This window comes from Billgrantia zhangzhouensis (assembly GCF_021404465.1).
GTDB lineage: Bacteria > Pseudomonadota > Gammaproteobacteria > Pseudomonadales > Halomonadaceae > Halomonas > Halomonas zhangzhouensis.
This window is the reverse complement of sequence record NZ_JABFTT010000006.1, coordinates 140,920-158,746: the sequence shown is the minus strand read 5'-3', so window position 1 is coordinate 158,746 and position 17,827 is coordinate 140,920. Positions and strand designations below refer to the sequence as shown.

15 protein-coding genes and 2 tRNA genes are annotated in these 17,827 nt (G+C 64.8%); 12 read left to right on the top strand and 5 right to left on the bottom strand.

Going from position 1 to position 17,827, the window contains the following annotated elements; translation table 11 throughout:
- Nucleotides 1-33: 33 nt before the first annotated feature.
- Complete coding sequence (locus tag HOP51_RS09640) at nucleotides 34-957, top strand: TauD/TfdA dioxygenase family protein (protein ID WP_234273697.1); 924 nt, start codon at nucleotides 34-36, stop codon at nucleotides 955-957.
- A gap of 173 nt (nucleotides 958-1,130) precedes the next feature.
- Nucleotides 1,131-2,003, top strand: a complete 873-nt coding sequence (locus HOP51_RS09635) for a bifunctional nuclease family protein (protein ID WP_234273696.1) — start codon at nucleotides 1,131-1,133, stop codon at nucleotides 2,001-2,003.
- A 26-nt stretch (nucleotides 2,004-2,029) separates the two neighbouring features.
- Here the strand turns inward: HOP51_RS09635 and HOP51_RS09630 are convergent, their stop codons facing one another.
- On the bottom strand, nucleotides 2,030-2,854 hold the full coding sequence (locus HOP51_RS09630) for an acyl-CoA thioesterase (RefSeq protein WP_234273695.1): 825 nt from the start codon (nucleotides 2,852-2,854) through the stop codon (nucleotides 2,030-2,032).
- A gap of 62 nt (nucleotides 2,855-2,916) precedes the next feature.
- Here HOP51_RS09630 and tadA point away from each other — a divergent pair, with 62 nt between their 5' ends.
- Nucleotides 2,917-3,408, top strand: coding sequence for a tRNA adenosine(34) deaminase TadA (gene tadA, locus HOP51_RS09625; protein WP_234273694.1), 492 nt, complete (start codon nucleotides 2,917-2,919; stop codon nucleotides 3,406-3,408).
- Between the two features lie 200 nt (nucleotides 3,409-3,608).
- Here the strand turns inward: tadA and mltF are convergent, their stop codons facing one another.
- Complete coding sequence (mltF, locus tag HOP51_RS09620) at nucleotides 3,609-5,075, bottom strand: membrane-bound lytic murein transglycosylase MltF (protein WP_234273693.1); 1,467 nt, start codon at nucleotides 5,073-5,075, stop codon at nucleotides 3,609-3,611.
- 154 nt (nucleotides 5,076-5,229) lie between these two features.
- On the opposite strand from mltF, the gene purL reads away from it, so the two are divergent.
- A complete protein-coding gene (gene purL / locus HOP51_RS09615) occupies nucleotides 5,230-9,177 on the top strand; it encodes a phosphoribosylformylglycinamidine synthase (RefSeq protein ID WP_234273692.1) in 3,948 nt (1,315 codons plus the stop codon).
- Between the two features lie 109 nt (nucleotides 9,178-9,286).
- Here the strand turns inward: purL and HOP51_RS09610 are convergent, their stop codons facing one another.
- Complete coding sequence (locus HOP51_RS09610; protein ID WP_234273691.1) at nucleotides 9,287-9,781, bottom strand: hypothetical protein; 495 nt, start codon at nucleotides 9,779-9,781, stop codon at nucleotides 9,287-9,289.
- 324 nt (nucleotides 9,782-10,105) lie between these two features.
- Between HOP51_RS09610 and HOP51_RS09605 the strand changes: the two genes are divergently transcribed.
- Nucleotides 10,106-10,906, top strand: a complete 801-nt coding sequence (locus HOP51_RS09605) for a crotonase/enoyl-CoA hydratase family protein (protein WP_234273690.1) — start codon at nucleotides 10,106-10,108, stop codon at nucleotides 10,904-10,906.
- Nucleotides 10,906-12,681, top strand: coding sequence for a DEAD/DEAH box helicase (locus HOP51_RS09600; RefSeq protein ID WP_234273689.1), 1,776 nt, complete (start codon nucleotides 10,906-10,908; stop codon nucleotides 12,679-12,681). The genes HOP51_RS09605 and HOP51_RS09600 overlap by 1 nt, the downstream gene beginning before the upstream one ends.
- 10 nt (nucleotides 12,682-12,691) lie before the next feature.
- On the opposite strand, the gene HOP51_RS09595 is transcribed toward HOP51_RS09600, so the two are convergent.
- Nucleotides 12,692-13,276, bottom strand: a complete 585-nt coding sequence (locus HOP51_RS09595) for a bactofilin family protein (RefSeq protein WP_234273688.1) — start codon at nucleotides 13,274-13,276, stop codon at nucleotides 12,692-12,694.
- Between the two features lie 153 nt (nucleotides 13,277-13,429).
- Between HOP51_RS09595 and HOP51_RS09590 the strand changes: the two genes are divergently transcribed.
- From HOP51_RS09590 to HOP51_RS09565, 6 genes are all read left to right on the top strand, one after another.
- Entirely contained in the window at nucleotides 13,430-14,020 is a 591-nt protein-coding gene (locus tag HOP51_RS09590) for a bactofilin family protein (RefSeq protein ID WP_234273687.1), read from the top strand.
- A gap of 67 nt (nucleotides 14,021-14,087) precedes the next feature.
- Complete coding sequence (locus HOP51_RS09585) at nucleotides 14,088-15,044, top strand: segregation and condensation protein A (RefSeq protein ID WP_407061794.1); 957 nt, start codon at nucleotides 14,088-14,090, stop codon at nucleotides 15,042-15,044.
- Nucleotides 15,041-15,931: an SMC-Scp complex subunit ScpB gene (scpB, locus tag HOP51_RS09580; protein ID WP_234273686.1), complete on the top strand. Its 891-nt coding sequence runs from the start codon at nucleotides 15,041-15,043 to the stop codon at nucleotides 15,929-15,931. Before HOP51_RS09585 ends, scpB begins: the two co-directional genes overlap by 4 nt.
- Nucleotides 15,928-16,785: a 23S rRNA pseudouridine(2605) synthase RluB gene (gene rluB, locus HOP51_RS09575; RefSeq protein WP_159549878.1), complete on the top strand. Its 858-nt coding sequence runs from the start codon at nucleotides 15,928-15,930 to the stop codon at nucleotides 16,783-16,785. Before scpB ends, rluB begins: the two co-directional genes overlap by 4 nt.
- 79 nt (nucleotides 16,786-16,864) lie before the next feature.
- A tRNA-Lys gene (locus tag HOP51_RS09570) sits at nucleotides 16,865-16,940 on the top strand.
- 31 nt (nucleotides 16,941-16,971) lie between these two features.
- Nucleotides 16,972-17,047 (top strand) — tRNA-Lys (locus tag HOP51_RS09565).
- A gap of 47 nt (nucleotides 17,048-17,094) precedes the next feature.
- Here the strand turns inward: HOP51_RS09565 and HOP51_RS09560 are convergent.
- Nucleotides 17,095-17,799 carry a DUF1868 domain-containing protein gene (locus tag HOP51_RS09560; RefSeq protein ID WP_234273685.1) on the bottom strand — a complete coding sequence of 235 codons (705 nt, stop codon included), beginning with the start codon at nucleotides 17,797-17,799 and terminating at the stop codon, nucleotides 17,095-17,097.
- Nucleotides 17,800-17,827: the final 28 nt, after the last annotated feature.

Here is a 17,827-nt window from a genome sequence, read left to right as displayed (position 1 = left end):
CAACCCAATCCCTGCAGATAATGGAGAACTCCCATGCCTGAACAAGCGCCCAAGGTGAGAAAACTAAGCGGCCATATCGGTGCCGAGATCAGTGGCCTGGATCTGGCTAGACTGGACGACCGGGGGTTTAAACGACTGCATGACCTGTTTCTGGAGCATCAGGTTCTTGTACTGCGCGACCAGATGCTGACTCGCGACCAGCATATCGCCCTTGGGAAGCGCTTCGGTGAACTCCATGTCCACCCCATGGCCAAAGGACCGGAAGGCTATCCGGAAATATTCCCTATCGAGGCGGGGGCCAACTCCTCCAACGATCCCAAGGCGATCCGCGCAGGCAAGAAAGCCGTCAATGGCGGGCATTGGCACTCGGATGTCTCCTGCGACCCGGAGCCGCCTTTGGGCAGTATTCTCTACCTGCGCGAGGTACCCGAGTTTGGTGGCGACACCCTGTTCTCCAGCGGTTATGCCGCCTATGAGGCGCTGTCGCCCGCCATGCAGATCTTTCTTGAGGGGCTGACCGCCGTGCACTCGGGGGAGGCCACCTACCGGCTCCACTATGGTAACCAGGCTGCCCAAGATCGCAGCTGCTTCGGCATCAAGAGTGACACGCCCTATCCTGAGGCGGTGCACCCGGTGGTGCGACGTCACTCGGAGACTGGCCGCAAGAGCCTGTTTGTCAATCGGGGGTTCACCCGCGAGATCGTTGAGCTGGGGCATGCGGAGAGCCAGGGCCTTCTGGAGTTTCTCTATCGCCACCAGGAGACACCGGAGTTCCAGGTGCGCGTGCAATGGACAGCCAACACGGTGACCCTCTGGGACAACCGCTGCACCCAGCACCGCGCCGTGTTCGATTATGCCGGGAAGGCCCGGCGAGGGGAGCGGGTCACGATCAAGGGCGATCGCCCTCATGCCGTGGTGCGACATGAGTCGCTGCAGAGCACCTTGGCCGGGGCCTGAGCTAAGCACTCGGCCAAGTAATGCACGTAAGTCATGGCCAAGCACGCCCTCTCCAGATACTCCATAGCCAGGTATTTCATGACCATCGCTAGGCGCCTTGCCGTTTTCGACATGGCAGGGGTGCGCCACGGGTGCCATGCTGAAAGCCTACCGCTTGCATGCTGGAGAGATTCATGTCACTGCCGTTTCGCTGGCATCGCCTGCTATCGCTGTTGTGCGGTGCCATGTTGTTGACAGGCTCGATGGGAGTCGGTGCGCGGGAACTGGCCGCCGATATCGACGAAATGGTCGAGGTGGAAGTCGCCACGGTCGGGCTGGCGGGCTTCGGTGGGCCGCCGGTGGTGCTGCTGCGCGAGCCGGGGGAACGTGAGGTGATCCCGATCTTCATCGGCATCAACGAGGCCGGTGCCATCCTGCGCGGACTGTCCGGTGAGAGCTCGCCGCGTCCCATGACCCACGAGCTGCTGGGCAGCATGCTTGACGAGTTCGACGCCATCCTCGAACGGGTCTTCGTCGATGCTATCGTCGACCATACGTTCCTCGGCATGCTCGAGCTGCGCCTGCAGGGGCGCGAGGAGATGCTGCTCATCGACAGCCGGCCCAGCGATGCCATTGCCCTGGCCATTCACGCCGGGGCGAGCATCCACGTGGCACCGCAGGTGCTCGAGGCGGCCCGGAACATTCAATACGAAGGGTTGGACGATCAAGTGGTCGTGGCACTGGGCATTACCGTTGCGCCGGTCACCGATGACCTGCGTGAAGCGCTGGGCCTGCCCGGTCGGCCTGGCGTGCTGGTCAGCGATGTGCATGGCCCGGCCGCCGAGGCCGGCCTCGAGCCTGGTGCACTGGTGCTCGAAGTGAATGGCGAGGTGCCTGATACGCCCCTGCGCTATCTCGAGCTGGTGCGCGATACCGCTGTGGATGAGGATGCCCGGCTGCGCTACTGGCAGGATGGCGAGGAGAACGAGATGGAGATCACCACCGACGTGCCTCCGCGCCAGCCCATGCCGAGGCCTCGGCAGGACGTACCCGGTATTCGCACCTGAGCAGAGCGCCTCGCGCGGAGAAGGGACTAGGGGCGAGCCTCATGCAGTCGCGTCAGCCCCTCCTGTGCCGTCGAGGCCACCAGCCGCCCGCTGCGGTCGTAAATGCTGCCGCGGGCGAAGCCGCGGGCGCCGCCGGCCCAGGGGCTGTCCATGTCGTAGAGCAGCCAATCATTGACCTTGGAATCGTGGTGGAACCATAGCGCATGATCGAGGCTGGCGATCTGCAGCTTGGGGTCGCGGAAGGTGATGCCATGCGGCACCAACGAGGTGGTCAGCAGGTTGAAGTCAGAGCTGTAGGCGAGCAGGTAGCGGTGCAAGGCCGGGTCGTCAGGCAACTCGCCGGTGAGGCGGAACCATAGTCGCTTGCGCGAGGGCTGGCCCGGTTCGGCCTCGTCGCCTAGGTGCAGGAACTCGATGGGGTGGCCGGGGAAACGCTCCAGGCGCGCATGCGGCACCCCTTCCAGCGCATCGGGTGGTATGACGTCGGGCATCGCCATCTGATGGGCCATGCTCTCTTCGCGACCATGAAAGGAGGCGCTGCAGAAGAAGATGGGGCGCCCCTTCTGGATGGCGGTGACGCGCCGGGTAGTGAAGCTGCCGCCGTCGCGCACGGCGTCGACCTGATAGACTACCGGGCGATGAGGGTCGCCGGGACGCAGAAAATAGCCATGCAGCGAGTGCGCCCGACGTGAAGCATCCACCGTGTGGGTGGCGGCCGAGAGCGCCTGGCCGAGTACCTGCCCGCCGAACAGCTGCGGCAGGCCAAGGTCCTGGCTGCGGCCGCGAAACAGGTTCTCCTCGATCTCTTCCAGGCCGAGCAGGTCGACGAGCTCATTCAGGGCGTCGGTCATGGGGCATCCTCAGGGCGACTCATACGGTTGTTTCAGGCATCAGCATAACGGAGTCGACGCCGATGCGCAGTGACGAATTCTACATGCACCGGGCGCTGGATCAGGCCCGCGAGGGGTTGGCCGTCGGCGAGGTGCCGGTGGGAGCCGTGGTGGTGGATCCTGCGGGAGAGATCGTCGGTGCCGGCTATAATGCGCCGATCTCGGGCCACGACCCCAGTGCTCATGCCGAGATTCGTGCGCTGCGCGCGGCGGCCGAGCGGTTGGGCAACTACCGTCTCGATGGCTGCACCCTCTATGTCACCCTGGAGCCTTGCCTGATGTGCACCGGGGCGATCATTCACGCACGCATCGCGCGTGTGGTGTATGGCGCCGCCGAACCGCGTACCGGCATGGTGGAATCCAAGGCCAATCTCTTTGCCCAGCCTTGGCATAATCACCGGGTTGCGGTGGAAGGGGGCGTGCTGGCGGCACGCGCTTCCCGTCTGCTCAAGGCCTTCTTCGAAGCCAGGCGCGAGGGTGGCGAAGCGGCATCAGGCACGCTCGATGGTGGTTAACGACGGAGCGCCCCTGACCCGATTGCGTCCTTCGGCCTTGGCGCGGTAGAGCGCATCGTCGGCGGCCTGCATGATGGCCGCTACGTCCAATGGCCCTTCGACCAGCGTGACCGCGCCCTGCCGGCCGAGGAGCGCCTAGTGAGCGGCACGAAGGCCAGGCAAGTGAAGAAGACGGCACGACGATACATGGTCACGTTCTTCTAGAGCAGAGGGGAAATGATGTCGAACAGAGGCGCTTCATCGTCCTCGCCGTTTGCCAGTTCGTTGAGCTGCAGGTACTGCTGCTGGCTGCGATCGACGTAGGTCAGGATCTCGTAGTAGCGCCGAATGTTGCGCACGTAAATGACCGGCTCGCCACCACGGGCATAGCCGTGACGGGTCTTGCTGTGCCACTCGTGCTGCTGCAGCAAGGGCAGGGCCTCGCGGACGTCTTCCCAACTGTCGGGGTCGCCCCCCATTTCCTCGGTGATAGTGCGTGCGTCGTACAAATGGCCGAGCCCTACGTTGTAGGCTGCCATGGCCATGTAGAGGCGATCGTCGCCTTGGATCGACTCGGGCAGACGCTCCTTGAGCTGGCGCAGGTAACGCGAGCCCCCATTGATGCTCTGGGCCGGGTCGAGACGATCCTCCACCCCCACCTCTCCGGCGGTGGGCAGCGTCAGCATCATCAGGCCCCGCACACCGGTAGGGGAGGTGGCTTCGGGATCCCAGTGCGACTCCTGGTAGCCCAGCGCTGCCAGCAGTTTCCAGTCGAAGCCGGTGTTGCGGGCCGCCTCGCGGAACAGTTCGGCATAGGTGGGCAAGCGCTCGTTGAGGTGATCGATGAAGACCCTGGCGCCGACGTACTCCAGATAATCGTCATGGCCGAAGTGGCGGGCGACCAGTTCGTCGAGCCACCCTTCGCGCTGCAGCTCGGCGAGGAAACGGTTGGCCTCCTGCTGGAGTCCGAGGCCGCCCCGGGCGGGAAAGGCCCAGGCCATGGTCAGCGGTTTGCCCAGCGGGAAACCGCGCTCCACCCCGGGAAAGAAAATGCGGTTGATACGGAATTGGTGCTCGAAAAGCACGGCGGCATCCAGGCTGCCGTTCTCTACACGACCGAGCAGTTCAGCTACTTCCAGGTCCGATGATTCCTGCCAGCCCAGCTCCGGGTGCTCGGCCTGCAGCTCGCGCAGTACGCGGTCGGTACCCGAGCCGCGAATGGTGCCGATGGTCAGGCCCGCAAGGCCTTCGGGGGAGTTGACCGGCGGCAGGCCGCGGCGATAGACCAATAGCGGTTGCAGGTCGAGGATCGGACGGCTATAGATGAGATCCTGCTGGGTCAAATCGAGAGGCAGGGAGGCGGCGGCCAGGTCGCCTTCCTCGCGCACCGTGTCCAGCGCGCTCTGAATGTGATGGCGGGCATCCAGCGTCAGGCTGACGCCGAGGAACTCGGCGAAACGGCGCATCAGCTCATACTCGAAGCCCGTCGGGCCGTGACGTCCCTCGTAATAGGTGGTTGGCGTGTTGCGCGTGTGGATGCTGATGAAGTCGCGCTCGCGTACCTCTTCCAGCAGGCCGCCGGCGGGCTTGAAGTGGCGATAGGGTGTCAGGCACAGCACGACCCCCAGCAGCAACAGGGCGGCCAGGCGCAAGCGGCTCAGCAGGATACGGTTATCAAGCTCGGGCATTCAGGTGACGATCGGCGATGAGAGCTTCACCATAACGGCACGAGCCGCGGCTGTCACCCGCTGCATTTCGTATGCCCACTGCTTTCCAGTATCATAGCGCCTTTCTGCGCCGCCTTGCGGCCCCTTCCTCCGCTTGCTTCAGAGGCTTCAAGACATGCTCGAACTTCGAGGCGCGCCTGCCCTTTCCGCTTTCCGTCACGACAAGCTGCTGGCTGCCCTGCGCGCACGGGTTCCCGAGGTCGAGTCCCTGCACGCCAATTACGTGCATTTCGTGGATCACGACGATCAACTGTCCGACGATGAACGGGCTCTCCTCGGCCGACTGCTCGACTACGGCAGCAGGAGCGCGGGCGATGACTCCCAGGATGCGGACCATGCCGAAGGCCAGTTGTTCCTGGTGGTGCCGCGAATCGGCACCCAGTCGCCATGGTCGTCCAAGGCCACTGACATTGCCCACAACTGTGGTCTGGCCCGGGTACGCCGACTCGAGCGCGGCATCGCCTATCGGGTGGCGCTCAAGGCGCCGATGTCCGAGGCGGCTTTCACCGCAATGGTCGAGATCCTCCACGACCGCATGACCGAGAGCGTACTGACCGACGCCTCCGATGCCGCTCGGCTGTTTGCCCATCACGAGCCGGCTCCGCTGGGGCGGGTGGATATCCTGGAAGGCGGTCGCGCAGCGCTGGAGGAGGCCAACGTCGCGCTGGGCCTGGCGCTGGCCGAGGACGAGATCGACTATCTGGTCGGGGCGTTCCGCGAACTTCAGCGCAACCCTACCGACGTCGAGCTGATGATGTTCGCCCAGGCCAACTCCGAGCACTGTCGGCACAAGATCTTCAACGCCGACTGGATAATCGACGGCGAGGCGCAGAGCCACTCGCTGTTCAAGATGATCAAGAACACTTACCAGGCCTCGCCCGCGGACATCCTTTCGGCCTACAGCGACAACGCTGCCGTGATCAAGGGCACCGAGGCAGGTCGTTTCTTCGCCGCGCCGCTGACCGGCAAGGCTGCGGAGCGCGCGGTGTACGCCGCGCATCGCGAGCCGATCCATATCCTGATGAAGGTGGAGACCCACAACCATCCCACTGCCATTGCCCCCTTCCCGGGTGCGGCCACGGGCGCCGGCGGCGAGATCCGCGACGAAGGGGCGACGGGTATCGGCGGCAAGCCCAAGGCGGGCCTGACCGGCTTTACCGTTTCCAACCTGCGTATTCCCGAGTTCGTTCAGCCCTGGGAGGCGTTCGATTACGGCAAGCCCGAGCGCATGCAGTCGGCGCTTTCGATCATGCTCGAAGGACCGATCGGTGGGGCCTCGTTCAACAATGAGTTCGGTCGTCCCAACCTGACTGGCTACTTCCGTACCTACGAACAGGACACCCTGGGAGCCGGCGGCATCGAGCGTCGCGGCTACCACAAGCCGATCATGATCGCCGGCGGCTACGGCAACATCCGCGAGGGCCACGTCCAGAAGGGCGAGATCCCGGTGGGCGGCAAGCTGATCGTGATGGGCGGGCCCGCCATGCTGATCGGCCTGGGCGGCGGTGCGGCCTCGTCGATGGCCTCCGGTGCCTCCAGCGCCGACCTCGACTTCGCCTCGGTGCAGCGCGAGAACGCCGAGATCGAGCGGCGTGCCCAAGAGGTGATCGACCGCTGCTGGGCGTTGGGCGAGGCCAACCCCATCCGCTTCATCCATGATGTCGGCGCCGGCGGTCTCTCCAACGCCCTGCCTGAGCTGGTCAAGGACGGCGAGCGCGGTGGCCGCTTCGAGCTGCGTGCGGTGCCCAACGCCGAGCCCGGCATGAGCCCGCTGGAGATCTGGTGCAACGAGGCCCAGGAGCGCTACGTGCTGGCGGTGGCGCCGGAGGATCTCGATACCTTCGATGCGCTGTGCGAGCGTGAACGTTGCCCCTACGCGGTGGTGGGCGAGGCCGTCGAGTCGCATCATCTCGAAGTGCGCGACGGCCATTTCACGACGAAACCGGTCGACCTACCGATGAGCGTGCTGTTCGGCAAGCCGCCCAAGATGCAGCGCGAGTTCCAGCGCGAGTCGCTGGAGCTGCCCGGCGTAATGCTCGACAACCTCGATCTGCGCGAGGCGATGGAGCGTGTGCTGCGCCTGCCTACGGTGGCCTCGAAGAGCTTCCTGATCACCATCGGCGACCGCTCCATCACCGGCATGGTGGCCCGCGACCAGATGGTCGGTCCGTGGCAGGTGCCGGTGGCCGACGTTGCCGTGACCACCGCAAGCTTCGATACCCATGCCGGTGAGGCGATGGCCATGGGCGAGCGCCCGCCGGTGGCATTGATCGACCCGGCCGCGAGCGCCCGGCTGGCAGTGGCCGAGACCATTACCAACCTGGCGGCAGCGCCCATCGCTAAGCTCGGCGACATCAAGCTCTCCGCCAACTGGATGAGCGCCGCGGATCATGTCGGCGAGAACCAGGCGCTGTACGATGCCGTTCACGCCGTGGGCATGGAACTCTGCCCGAAGCTCGGCATCGCCATTCCGGTGGGCAAGGACTCCATGTCCATGCGCACCGCCTGGCAGGCCGGGGAGGGTGACGAGGCTGAGGAAAAGAGCATCACCGCGCCGCTGTCGCTGGTGGTCACCGGCTTCGCCCCGGTCACCGATGCGCTGAAGACCCTCACGCCGCAGATCAACCTCGACCAGGACGAGTCAGACCTGATCCTGATCGACCTGGGCGGTGGCAAGAACCGCCTGGGCGGCTCTGCGCTGGCGCAGGTCTACGGTCAGCTCGGCGACGAGTGCCCCGACCTCGACGACCCTGACGACCTCAAGGCCTTCTTCGCCGTGATCCAGGGGCTCAACGCCGATGGCAAGCTGCTGGCCTATCACGACCGCAGCGACGGCGGCCTGCTGGTCACGTTGCTGGAGATGGCCTTTGCTGCCCATGCCGGTCTCGAGATCAAGCTCGACTGGCTGATCGATGAGCCGACCCAGGCGGTGGATGCGCTGTTTGCCGAGGAGCTTGGCGCAGTGATCCAGGTCAATCGGCAACATACCGAGGAAGTGCTGGCCCAGTTTGCCGCCGCCGGTATCGAGACCTGCGGTGTCATTGCCCGGCCACGCTACGATGACCAAGTGCGCGTGACCCTGTTCGAGGAGCCGCTGCTCGAGACCACCCGGCTGCTGGCCCAGCGTACCTGGGCCGAGACCAGCTATCGCATGCAGGCGCTGCGCGATAACCCCGACTGCGCCAAGAACGAGTTCGACGGCCTGCTCGATGGCCGCGACCCGGGCCTCTCGGTCAGTGCTACCTTCGAGGTCGACGAGGACGTTGCGGCCCCCTTCGTCAACACGGCGCGCCCGGCGGTGGCCATCCTGCGTGAACAGGGCGTCAACGGCCACCTGGAGATGGCTTGGGCCTTCGACCATGCCGGCTTCGAGGCGGTGGACGTGCACATGAGCGATATCCTTGAAGGGCGGGTCTCCCTCGAAGCGTTCAAGGGGTTGGTCGCCTGCGGCGGCTTCTCCTACGGCGACGTGCTGGGTGCCGGTGGCGGCTGGGCCAAGTCGGTGTTGTTCAACCCGCGCGCACGGGAGCAGTTCGCGGCGTTCTTCGAGCGCGACGACAGCTTCGGCCTCGGCGTGTGCAACGGCTGCCAGATGCTTGCCCAGTTGAAGGAGTTGATTCCCGGCGCCGAGAACTGGCCGCGCTTCGTGCGCAACGAGTCCGAGCAGTTCGAGGCGCGGGTGGCCATGGTGCAGGTGGAGCAGAGCCCATCGATTCTGCTGGCTGGCATGGAGGGCTCGAGGCTGCCTATCGCCGTGGCCCATGGCGAGGGGCGCGCCGAGTTCCGCAACAGCGCTCATCTGCGCAGCATGCAGGGCAGTGCGCAGGTCGCCCTGCGCTATATCGACAACTACGGCCAAGTGACCACCCATTACCCGGCCAACCCCAACGGTTCGCCTTCCGGCATCACCGGCCTGACCACTCCGGACGGTCGTGTCACCATCATGATGCCGCATCCCGAGCGCGTGGTGCGGGCGGTAACCAATTCCTGGCGCCCCGCGGAATGGACCCGCGACGGGGCCTGGATGCGTCTGTTCCGCAACGCTCGCGTATGGCTGGGCTGAGTTCGCTCCCGGCAAAATGAATGAGGCGGCCCCGGGCCGCCTCTTCGTTCCACGCTGTTCTGGCTCGTCCCAGCCGTGATGCTGTGAATCCGACAGGCGCTGCCTAGCCTCAGGCGCGCTGTTCCATCTGAGCAAACTCGTTACGGGAGGCGAGAAACCCCTCCAGCACGGCCTGTTCCGCCTGTTTCTGCTTGATTACCGAGGTCAGGGCGGGATAGAGAGCCGGAACGGTACTGGCTTCACGCAGATGCTTGTGGAAGCGCAGCGAGGTTTCGGCATCGTTCACCGCCTGGGTCAAGGTCTCGAAGGCCAGGAAAGGCGTATCGATGAAGAAGGGAGGAGGCACGGTGGCCTGAGAAGGCTGAATCGCATGGGGTTCCGATAGGTCCAGTTGGCGCGAGAGGCGGCGCAGTTCCTCGACGCGCATTTCGCACTGGATACCCAGCGAGGCCATCAAGCGGCTCACGGCGGTATCGAAGGGTAGGAAACTGAAGGCGAGGCGTCGGTAGCGTGCCACCTCGGCGCGCTCGTGTGCCTCTGCGAGTGTCAAGAACTCATCCAGTACCAGGGCGAGCCTAGCGTTCGTGGTTGGTCTTTCTGGCATGGCAGTGTCCTCTTGTCGAAGGTCGAGCAACAGTCACTCCCACCGCAAATCCTGCGGTTGACATGGTGCTCTAGAAATACCCCCGGTTTGCATGACCTTCATCAAGTTTCGCGACGTCTAGGTCTGATGAAGCAGTGATTCCATCCACTGGTATGACGTAAGCCACATGCATCACCTATGCCCTCTCGTGGCCTCGTCCGACACAGCACTGAATCTTTACTATAGACGAACCGGCGAACAACCATTGAAGGAAATTGAAACGAATGTTTGACAACTGTAGCCGTCGCGCCAGACTGCCTGGGTGGACGACACGAGGCAGCAGGCATGACACGACAAGTTTTCCATGAACGGGTGACACTGGCGTTTCAAGACCACGTCGCCGAGGTTACCCTGGCACGGCCGCGCGAGCACAATGGTCTCGACTGGGCAATGATCGACGCGCTGCTGGCGGCACAGCAGCACCTGTGCGAACTCGAAGGGCTGCGTGCCGTGGTGCTCGAAGGTGAGGGAGAGAGTTTCTGTGCTGGACTCGACATGGCCGCGATCATGTCCCGCCCGGAGCGGCTGCCCTCGCTGCTGGCTCCCGACGAGCAGGGCATCAACCCGGTGCAGCGCCTGGCGCTGGGTTGGCGCGACGCCGGCGTACCGGTGATTGCCGCCTTGCATGGGCATGTCTATGGCGGTGGGTTGCAGATCGCCCTGGGCGCTGATGTTCGTGTCGTACATCCCGAGGCCCGGTTGGCGTTGCTGGAGATCGTCTGGGGCATCATTCCCGACATGGGCATCAGCGTGACAGGAGAGAGTATTCGCAGCGACGTGTTGCGCGAGCTGGCCTGGACCGGGCGCAAAGTGGACGGTCGCGAAGCCGTTTCGCTCGGCCTGGCCACTCGTCTGGCCGACGACCCCCATCGTATCGCACGCGATATCGCCACGTCGGTGGCGGCCCGCTCGCCCAAGGCAGTGGCTGCGGCGCGTGAACTCTTCGCCCGCTCGGCCGGCATGTCCGAGCGCGAGCGCCTGGCGCTGGAGGCCAGTCTGCAGCGCGGCCTGCTCGGCGGCGAGGAACAACTGGAAGCGGTGGCGGCCCGGATGGCCGGTCGTGAGCCGCGCTTCAAGGGTTCGTAGTGACCGCGCCATCGCTGCGGCCCTACCAGCACGAGGCCGTGCACCGCGTCGTAACACACTTTCGCAACTCCGACGAGCCGGCGGTGGTGGTGTTGCCCACCGGCAGCGGCAAGTCGCTGGTGATCGCCGAGTTGGCGCGACTTGCTCGCGGGCGGGTACTGGTGCTGGCCCATGTGCGCGAGCTGGTGGAGCAGAACCATGCCAAGTTCCTGGCCTATGGGCTCGAGGCGGATATCTTCAGCGCCGGGCTGGGGCGCAAGGAGAGTGCCCGTCAAGTGGTGTTCGGCTCGGTACAGTCGGTGGTGCGCAACATCGAGTACTTCGATGCGTCCGCTCAGGAACAGGGCCAATTCACCTTGTTGGTGATCGATGAATGCCACCGGGTCTCGCCGGACAAGGATGCCAGCTACCGTCGTGTGATCGAACGCCTGCGCCGGGCCAATCCCCGGCTGAAGGTGCTGGGGCTGACCGCCACGCCTTATCGCCTGGGGCAGGGCTTCATCTACCATCGCCATCATCACGGTATGGTGCGCGGTGACGAGGATTGCTTCTTTCGCGATTGCGTGTTCGAGCAGCCGCTGCGGCTGATGGTCAAGCAGGGTTACCTTGCGCCGCCGAGACGTATCGATGCGGCGGTCGAACGCTACGATTTCTCGGCGCTGGCGCCAAGCGCGAACGGCCTGTTCCGGGAAGAGGAACTCAACCGGGTGACGGCGGGCAACCGCGCCACGCCGGGCATCGTCGCCGAGATCGTCGAGCGCGCCGCCAAGCGTCGTGGTGTGATGCTGTTCGCTGCCACCGTGGCTCATGCCGAGGAGGTGCTCGGCTACCTGCCGGCCGCCGAGGCGGCGCTGATCACCGGCGAGACGCCATCGCGCGAGCGAGAACGCATCATTGCCGCCTTCAAGGCCTGCGAACTCAAGTACCTGGTCAACGTGGCGGTGCTCACCACCGGCTTCGACGCGCCTCATGTCGATCTGATCGCCATTTTGCGGCCTACCGAGTCGGTGAGTCTCTACCAGCAGATCGTCGGTCGCGGCCTGCGCCTGGCCCCGGGCAAGGGCGACTGCCTGATCCTCGACTACGCCGGCAATCCCTGGGACCTCTACGCGCCGGAAGTGGGCAGCCCGCGCCCGGCCTCGGACACCGAGCCGGTACAGGTCGAGTGCCCCGCCTGCGGCCACGCCAACCTGTTCTGGGGTCGCAAGGAGGGCGAGATCGTCATCGAACACTTCGGCCGCCGCTGTCAGGGGCTGGTCGAGGACGAATCGGGCAAGCGCGGCCAGTGCGATTTTCGCTTTCGCTTCAAGGTGTGTGGCGACTGCGGCGCCGAGAACGATATCGCCGCGCGGCGCTGCCACGGCTGCCAAACCCTGCTGGTCGATGCCGACGACAAGCTCAAGGAGGCGCTGCGCCTCAGAGATGCCCGCGTGCTGCGGGTAGCCGGCATGCAGCTCGAAGCCACCGTCAATGGGCGTGGGCTGCCACGGCTCAAGGTCACCTATCATGACGAGGATGGGGCGAGCCTGAGTGAGTGGTTTGCCCTGGAAACCCCCGCCCAGCGTGCCGCCTTCGGTGCCGTGTTCCTACGCGACCACCTGCGCGCACCGGGAGCGCGCTGGCAGCCAATGAGCGCGGAGGAAGTCATCGCCGAGCGTCGGCGTCTGCGCCACCCCGACTTCGTCGTGGGGCGCAAGGTGGGGCGCCACTGGCAGGTGCGCGAGAAACTCTTCGACTACACCGGCCGCTTTCGCAAGGCCGAGACGGCGGAGTAGGCGAATCGGGTCAGGTCGAATCTTCCGCCTGCCGGGGCTCGCTATCTTGCCTAGGTTCGGTGAAGGGCTCGCCGGAGCCATCCTTCTCGGTGTCGCCATCCTCGAACGGCGAGAAGGAGGGGGCTTGTCTGCTGGCGGCAAGCTCTCCGAAAGCCTCCTTGAGAAGGGCATTCTCGGGATCCATGTCGATATTGCCATGGAAAGCGCTGCCATCCTCGAGCATCAGGCACGGTGTCACGATCGTTCCCCTGACATTGGCGCTCTTGTGAATCGTGGCCCGGTGCGATGCCACCAGGTTACCTTCGACCTCACCAGAAACATGCAGGGTATGGGCGTAGACATCGCCGAGAATACGGCTCCCATCCCCCAGGGTGACGGTATTCTGCTTGCAGGTGATCGTTCCCTCGACGTGTCCTTCGACGGTCAGGTCCTCACCGGCATCGATGGTCCCGTGTACGCTAGTGTGGCTGCCGATCACCGAAACGCTGGATCGTGGCGCGGACATCTCCTGGCGGAGCGGAGTCCGGTCGGTATCGGTGGTGACGACGCTGGTCGCCGTTGCCTCCGGTTGACGATGCTTTGCCTTGTGGAACATGCAGCCCTCCAAGATCGACGAGTAGCCAAGCAGCCTAGCTCGCTTGTGGTGATATCAAAGCGTTGAGCTATGCAGTATCCAGCAGCCTTTTCTCGACACCGTGCGCGAGACCTGACACCTATAAGGAATGATACGAGGACATGGAGTAGGAACGTGGGCATTCAGACATGGCTTATCTTTCTTGGCGTGGCCACCATGACGCTGATCGTCTGGGATGGCGGACGGCGCAAGAAACAACGCCTGGCGGCGGACCTGCCGCCGAGCGCGGCGCCGGAAGTGGCGGCTGCCCGAGCGCATCCGCTTCCGGCCGAGCCAATGAGCGAGCAGGTTGTCGAGACGGCAAGTGTCGAGACGTCGCCCACCGCCCATTTTCCCGAAGGCAGCCGTATCGGCTTGGCGACGCACGTGTCGGGCAACCTGGTTGCGCGTGAACCGGTAGTGGTCAAGGGTCGCATCGAAGGCGCCATCATTGCCCAGGACCATCCTGTCATGGTGACGATGAGCGGTAGGGTATCGTCGTATCTGGAAGGCCATAAGGTCAGCGTAGATGGGCAAGTGGCAGGCATGGTCAAGGCCGGCGACAAGATCACGCTGCTATCGCAGGCGCGCGTTGAGGGCTCCCTGGAGGCCAGGCGGCTGGAATGCGTCGCCGGCGCCCGCATTCGCGGGGAGGTGGCATCGGTGGAGCCGCTCGGCGGGATCCCGATGGACGCTGGTACGAAGGCTGAATCGGGCTTACCCTGACCCTTGCGCTCTTGCTAGACTGTGCGATCGACCTTCAGACGAGCCCTGCCGGGAGGCCAGGCCCCGCGTGAGCGAGATGCCCCAGATGGACACGCCGGAGCGGCACGAGACGTCCGATGCCGCGGTGCAGACGGAGGCACTGGCGCGTCTGTTCGACGAGCCGATCACCGAGCTGCCCGAGGATCTCTACATTCCGCCGGAAGCGCTGCGAATCTTTCTCGAAGCCTTCGAGGGGCCGCTCGACCTGCTGCTTTATCTGATTCGTCGCCAGAACCTGGATATCCTGGCCATCGACGTGGCCGCCATCACTCGCCAGTACATCGAATACGTGGAGCTGATGAAGGCCATGGAGATCGAGCTGGCCGGCGAGTATCTGCTGATGGCAGCGATGCTGGCCGAGATCAAGTCGCGTACGCTGCTGCCGCGCCCGCCCAAGGAGGCGGGCGATGACGAGGAGGAGGATCCGCGCGCCGAGCTGATCCGCCGCCTGCAGGAGTACGAGCAGCTCAAGAGCGCTGCCGAGGCGTTGGCCGAGCTGCCGCGGGTGGGCCGCGACTGGTTTCCGGCGCGGGCGGCGCTGCCGCCGTTGCAGGCAAGGGTGATCCACCCCGACGTGGAGCTCGACGAGTTGCTCGGGGCCCTGGCCGGCATCCTGCGCCGTGCCGAACTCAACCAGGCCCACCAGGTGGGACGCGAGGTACTATCGACCCGCGAGCGCATGCTGGCGATCATGGACCGGCTCAATCACGAGCACTACACGCCGTTCGAGGCGCTGTTCACCCTGGAGGAGGGACGCGCCGGTGTTATCGTCACCTTCATGGCCATTCTCGAACTAGCCAAGGAGGCGATGATCGAAATCGTGCAGAACGCCCCGCTATCGCCGATCCATGTGCGTGCCCGGGCGCCGCGAGAGCAAGCCGAGGAGGAGGTCTACGACGACGGTACCGATGTCGAGAGCCCTTTTGCCGTAGAATCCTTGGTCGAAGCAGAGGAGAGGATGTCCGGGGAGGGCGATACCGCATGACGGCCATGGAGCTGCCTGACAGCCTCGACGAGATCCTCGAGGCGGCCCTGCTTGCTGCCGCCGAGCCGCTGTCGCTGGAGCGCCTCGAAGGGTTGTTCGACGACCACGAGAGGCCGCAACGGCGCAGTCTGCGTGAGGCGCTGGAGCAAGTTGCGGCGCGCCACGACCGTGGTGCCATGGAGCTGATCGAGACGGCTTCGGGCTACCAACTGCGTATTCGTCCACGTCTTTCGCCTTGGGTGTCGCGCTTGTGGGACGAGCGTCCACAGCGCTACTCCCGGGCTTTGCTGGAAACCCTGGCGTTGATTGCCTATCGCCAGCCGGTGACTCGCGGCGACATCGAGGAGGTGCGCGGGGTAGCGGTGAGCAGTTCGATCATGCGCACACTGGCCGAACGCGGCTGGATTCGGGTGGTCGGACATCGTGACGTACCGGGCCGCCCGGCGGTTTATGCCACCACTCGCCAGTTCCTTGACGACTTCGGGCTCAAGACGCTGGACGAACTGCCGCCCATGCATGAGCTGAAGGGGATGGCGGAGCCGATATTCGAGGATGAGGCGCCGCCGCCGCCCAGCACTCTGCTGGCGCAGGCCGATGAGGCATCGAGCGGAAGCGAGGAAGACGTCGGTGACGGCGGTGACGACTTCGAAGACGAAGACGGCGAAGATAGCGAAGATGGGAATGAGCGTATCGCCACAGAGGATACGCTTGCCGAAGCGACGGCCGGGACGGCCGACGTAGCACACGCCGGGAAGGCGTCCGACAGGCCAGGGCTGAGCTTTGCCGATCTCGAGGCACGCCTGGCCGAACGTGCCCGCACCAGCGTCGATGATGACGGCGGAGCGGGGGCGGAATCCACCGTAGACGAGAAGTCAGACGACACATGACCAGCAACACCGAAAAACTGCAGAAGGTCCTGGCCCGCGCCGGCCTGGGCTCGCGCCGCGAGATGGAAGCGGCCATCGAGGCCGGGCGCGTCAAGGTCAACGGCAAGGTTGCCTCCCTCGGCGACCGCATCGAGATGCGCGACCGGGTCGCCTTCGACGACCGCCCGGTGACCCTGCGTGGGGCCGAGGAAACGCCGCGCCGGGTGATCATGTACAACAAACCGGAAGGCGAGTTGTGCACGCGCAAGGATCCGGAAGGCCGGCGAACCGTGTTCGAACGCCTGCCGCGCCTGAAGGGCGAGCGTTGGATCGCCATTGGCCGCCTGGACATCAATACCAGCGGTCTGCTGCTGTTCACCACCGACGGCGAGCTGGCCAACCGGCTGATGCATCCTTCCACCCAGATCGAGCGCGAGTACGCCGTGAGGGTGATGGGAGAAGTGCGCAAGGAGCACGTGGTGGCCATGGTCGAGGGCGTCATGCTCGAGGACGGGCCGGCGCGCTTCACCGACGTGCAGGAATTCGGCGGCGAGGGCATCAACACCTGGTTTCACGTGGTGATCATGGAAGGGCGCAACCGCGAGGTTCGCCGCCTATGGGAGTCCCAGGGGCTGACGGTCAGCCGCCTGAAGCGGGTACGCTATGGCAATATCTTCCTCGACAAGCGGGCCAAGGCCGGTGAGTGGGTGGAACTCTCCCAGGACGAAATCGACGACCTGGCCCTGGCGGCCGGCCTGGCGCCACGCAAGGTGCCCGAGCTGACGCCGGACGAGAAGAACCGCTGGAGCCGTGACAAGCACAAGCGCCGCCCGGTGCAGGCGATGCGTAAGCCCAGGAGCCCCAAGGGCAGATAGCGAACGCAGGCAGGACGAAAGTCAAAAAAAGTCCTTGCCAGCCAAGGGTGTGATCAGTAATATCTGCACCCGTTCGGAAGGGTCGTTAGCTCAGTTGGTAGAGCAGTTGGCTTTTAACCAATTGGTCGTAGGTTCGAATCCTACACGACCCACCACTTCCGGGCCTGGAAGCTTGCTACAAGTGCTGGGTCGTTAGCTCAGTTGGTAGAGCAGTTGGCTTTTAACCAATTGGTCGTAGGTTCGAATCCTACACGACCCACCAGATTGCCGACGCCCCCGTCTCGCTTGCGAGGCGGGGGCGTGTCCGTTTTACGCGCCGGTGAGCGGCGCGACGCCAGCGAAGGCCAGCATATCCCGATAGCGGCATAGAGTCGGGGTATGCAGGGTGAGTGTGGTGCAGCTCGATGCGAAGCGCCGGTAACGCTCTACGAGATGGCGTTCCAGTTCGGCATGGCTGGCCACGCTGAGCGCGCGAGTACGATAGGCGAGCGTGATATGGAAACGGTAGGCGTCGTCTCCGCTGCGCCGATGACGCAGACGGTGGTGCAGGGTATGGCGCGCCGTGGCGAGGGCCCGTTCGGTGGCCGCGTCCTTCCCGCGCAGGATCAGTTGGATCTCACCGCTGGCATTGAGCGTCAGTGCGCAGGGGCGCATGGGGAAGCGTTCCGGTAGCCGGACCCCGGCCAGGCGTTGCAGAAAGATGTCCGTCACGCTGTCCAGGGGGGTGTCGAGGTCGATGTCCTCCGGCCATTCCCGGGGATCGCGCAACCGGTCGTTGACACCGCGAAAGAGCGTCATGTGGAAGCTGTCGCAGGGCAGGAAGGTGTGGGCCCGAGTGCCAGGGGCGGTGCGTAGCTCCCGCGACAGTTCAACCAGGGCGGCGAAGTCGGCCCCGTGGGGGGCCAGGTGCGTGACGATGGTGTTGCCGGGATAGGGCCGTGCGCGGCCGTCGGCGAAGAACTTGGCGCGGGTGGCGGCCGCTACCGGCAGCATCTCTTGAGGGTCTCGTGGCATCTCGAAGCGTCTCGCGTTGCGTTACCTG

Excerpts from the sequence above, each read along its gene's own strand:
- HOP51_RS09595 (WP_234273688.1), bottom strand. The coding sequence starts at position 13,276 with ATGTTCCACAAGGCAAAGCATCGTCAACCGGAGGCAACGGCGACCAGC.
- HOP51_RS09630 (WP_234273695.1), bottom strand. The coding sequence starts at position 2,854 with ATGACCGACGCCCTGAATGAGCTCGTCGACCTGCTCGGCCTGGAAGAG.
- HOP51_RS09610 (WP_234273691.1), bottom strand. The coding sequence starts at position 9,781 with ATGCCAGAAAGACCAACCACGAACGCTAGGCTCGCCCTGGTACTGGAT.
- HOP51_RS09605 (WP_234273690.1), top strand. The coding sequence starts at position 10,106 with ATGACACGACAAGTTTTCCATGAACGGGTGACACTGGCGTTTCAAGAC.
- HOP51_RS09635 (WP_234273696.1), top strand. The coding sequence starts at position 1,131 with ATGTCACTGCCGTTTCGCTGGCATCGCCTGCTATCGCTGTTGTGCGGT.
- scpB (WP_234273686.1), top strand. The coding sequence starts at position 15,041 with ATGACGGCCATGGAGCTGCCTGACAGCCTCGACGAGATCCTCGAGGCG.
- HOP51_RS09640 (WP_234273697.1), top strand. The coding sequence starts at position 34 with ATGCCTGAACAAGCGCCCAAGGTGAGAAAACTAAGCGGCCATATCGGT.
- rluB (WP_159549878.1), top strand. The coding sequence starts at position 15,928 with ATGACCAGCAACACCGAAAAACTGCAGAAGGTCCTGGCCCGCGCCGGC.
- HOP51_RS09560 (WP_234273685.1), bottom strand. The coding sequence starts at position 17,799 with ATGCCACGAGACCCTCAAGAGATGCTGCCGGTAGCGGCCGCCACCCGC.
- mltF (WP_234273693.1), bottom strand. The coding sequence starts at position 5,075 with ATGCCCGAGCTTGATAACCGTATCCTGCTGAGCCGCTTGCGCCTGGCC.
- tadA (WP_234273694.1), top strand. The coding sequence starts at position 2,917 with ATGCGCAGTGACGAATTCTACATGCACCGGGCGCTGGATCAGGCCCGC.
- purL (WP_234273692.1), top strand. The coding sequence starts at position 5,230 with ATGCTCGAACTTCGAGGCGCGCCTGCCCTTTCCGCTTTCCGTCACGAC.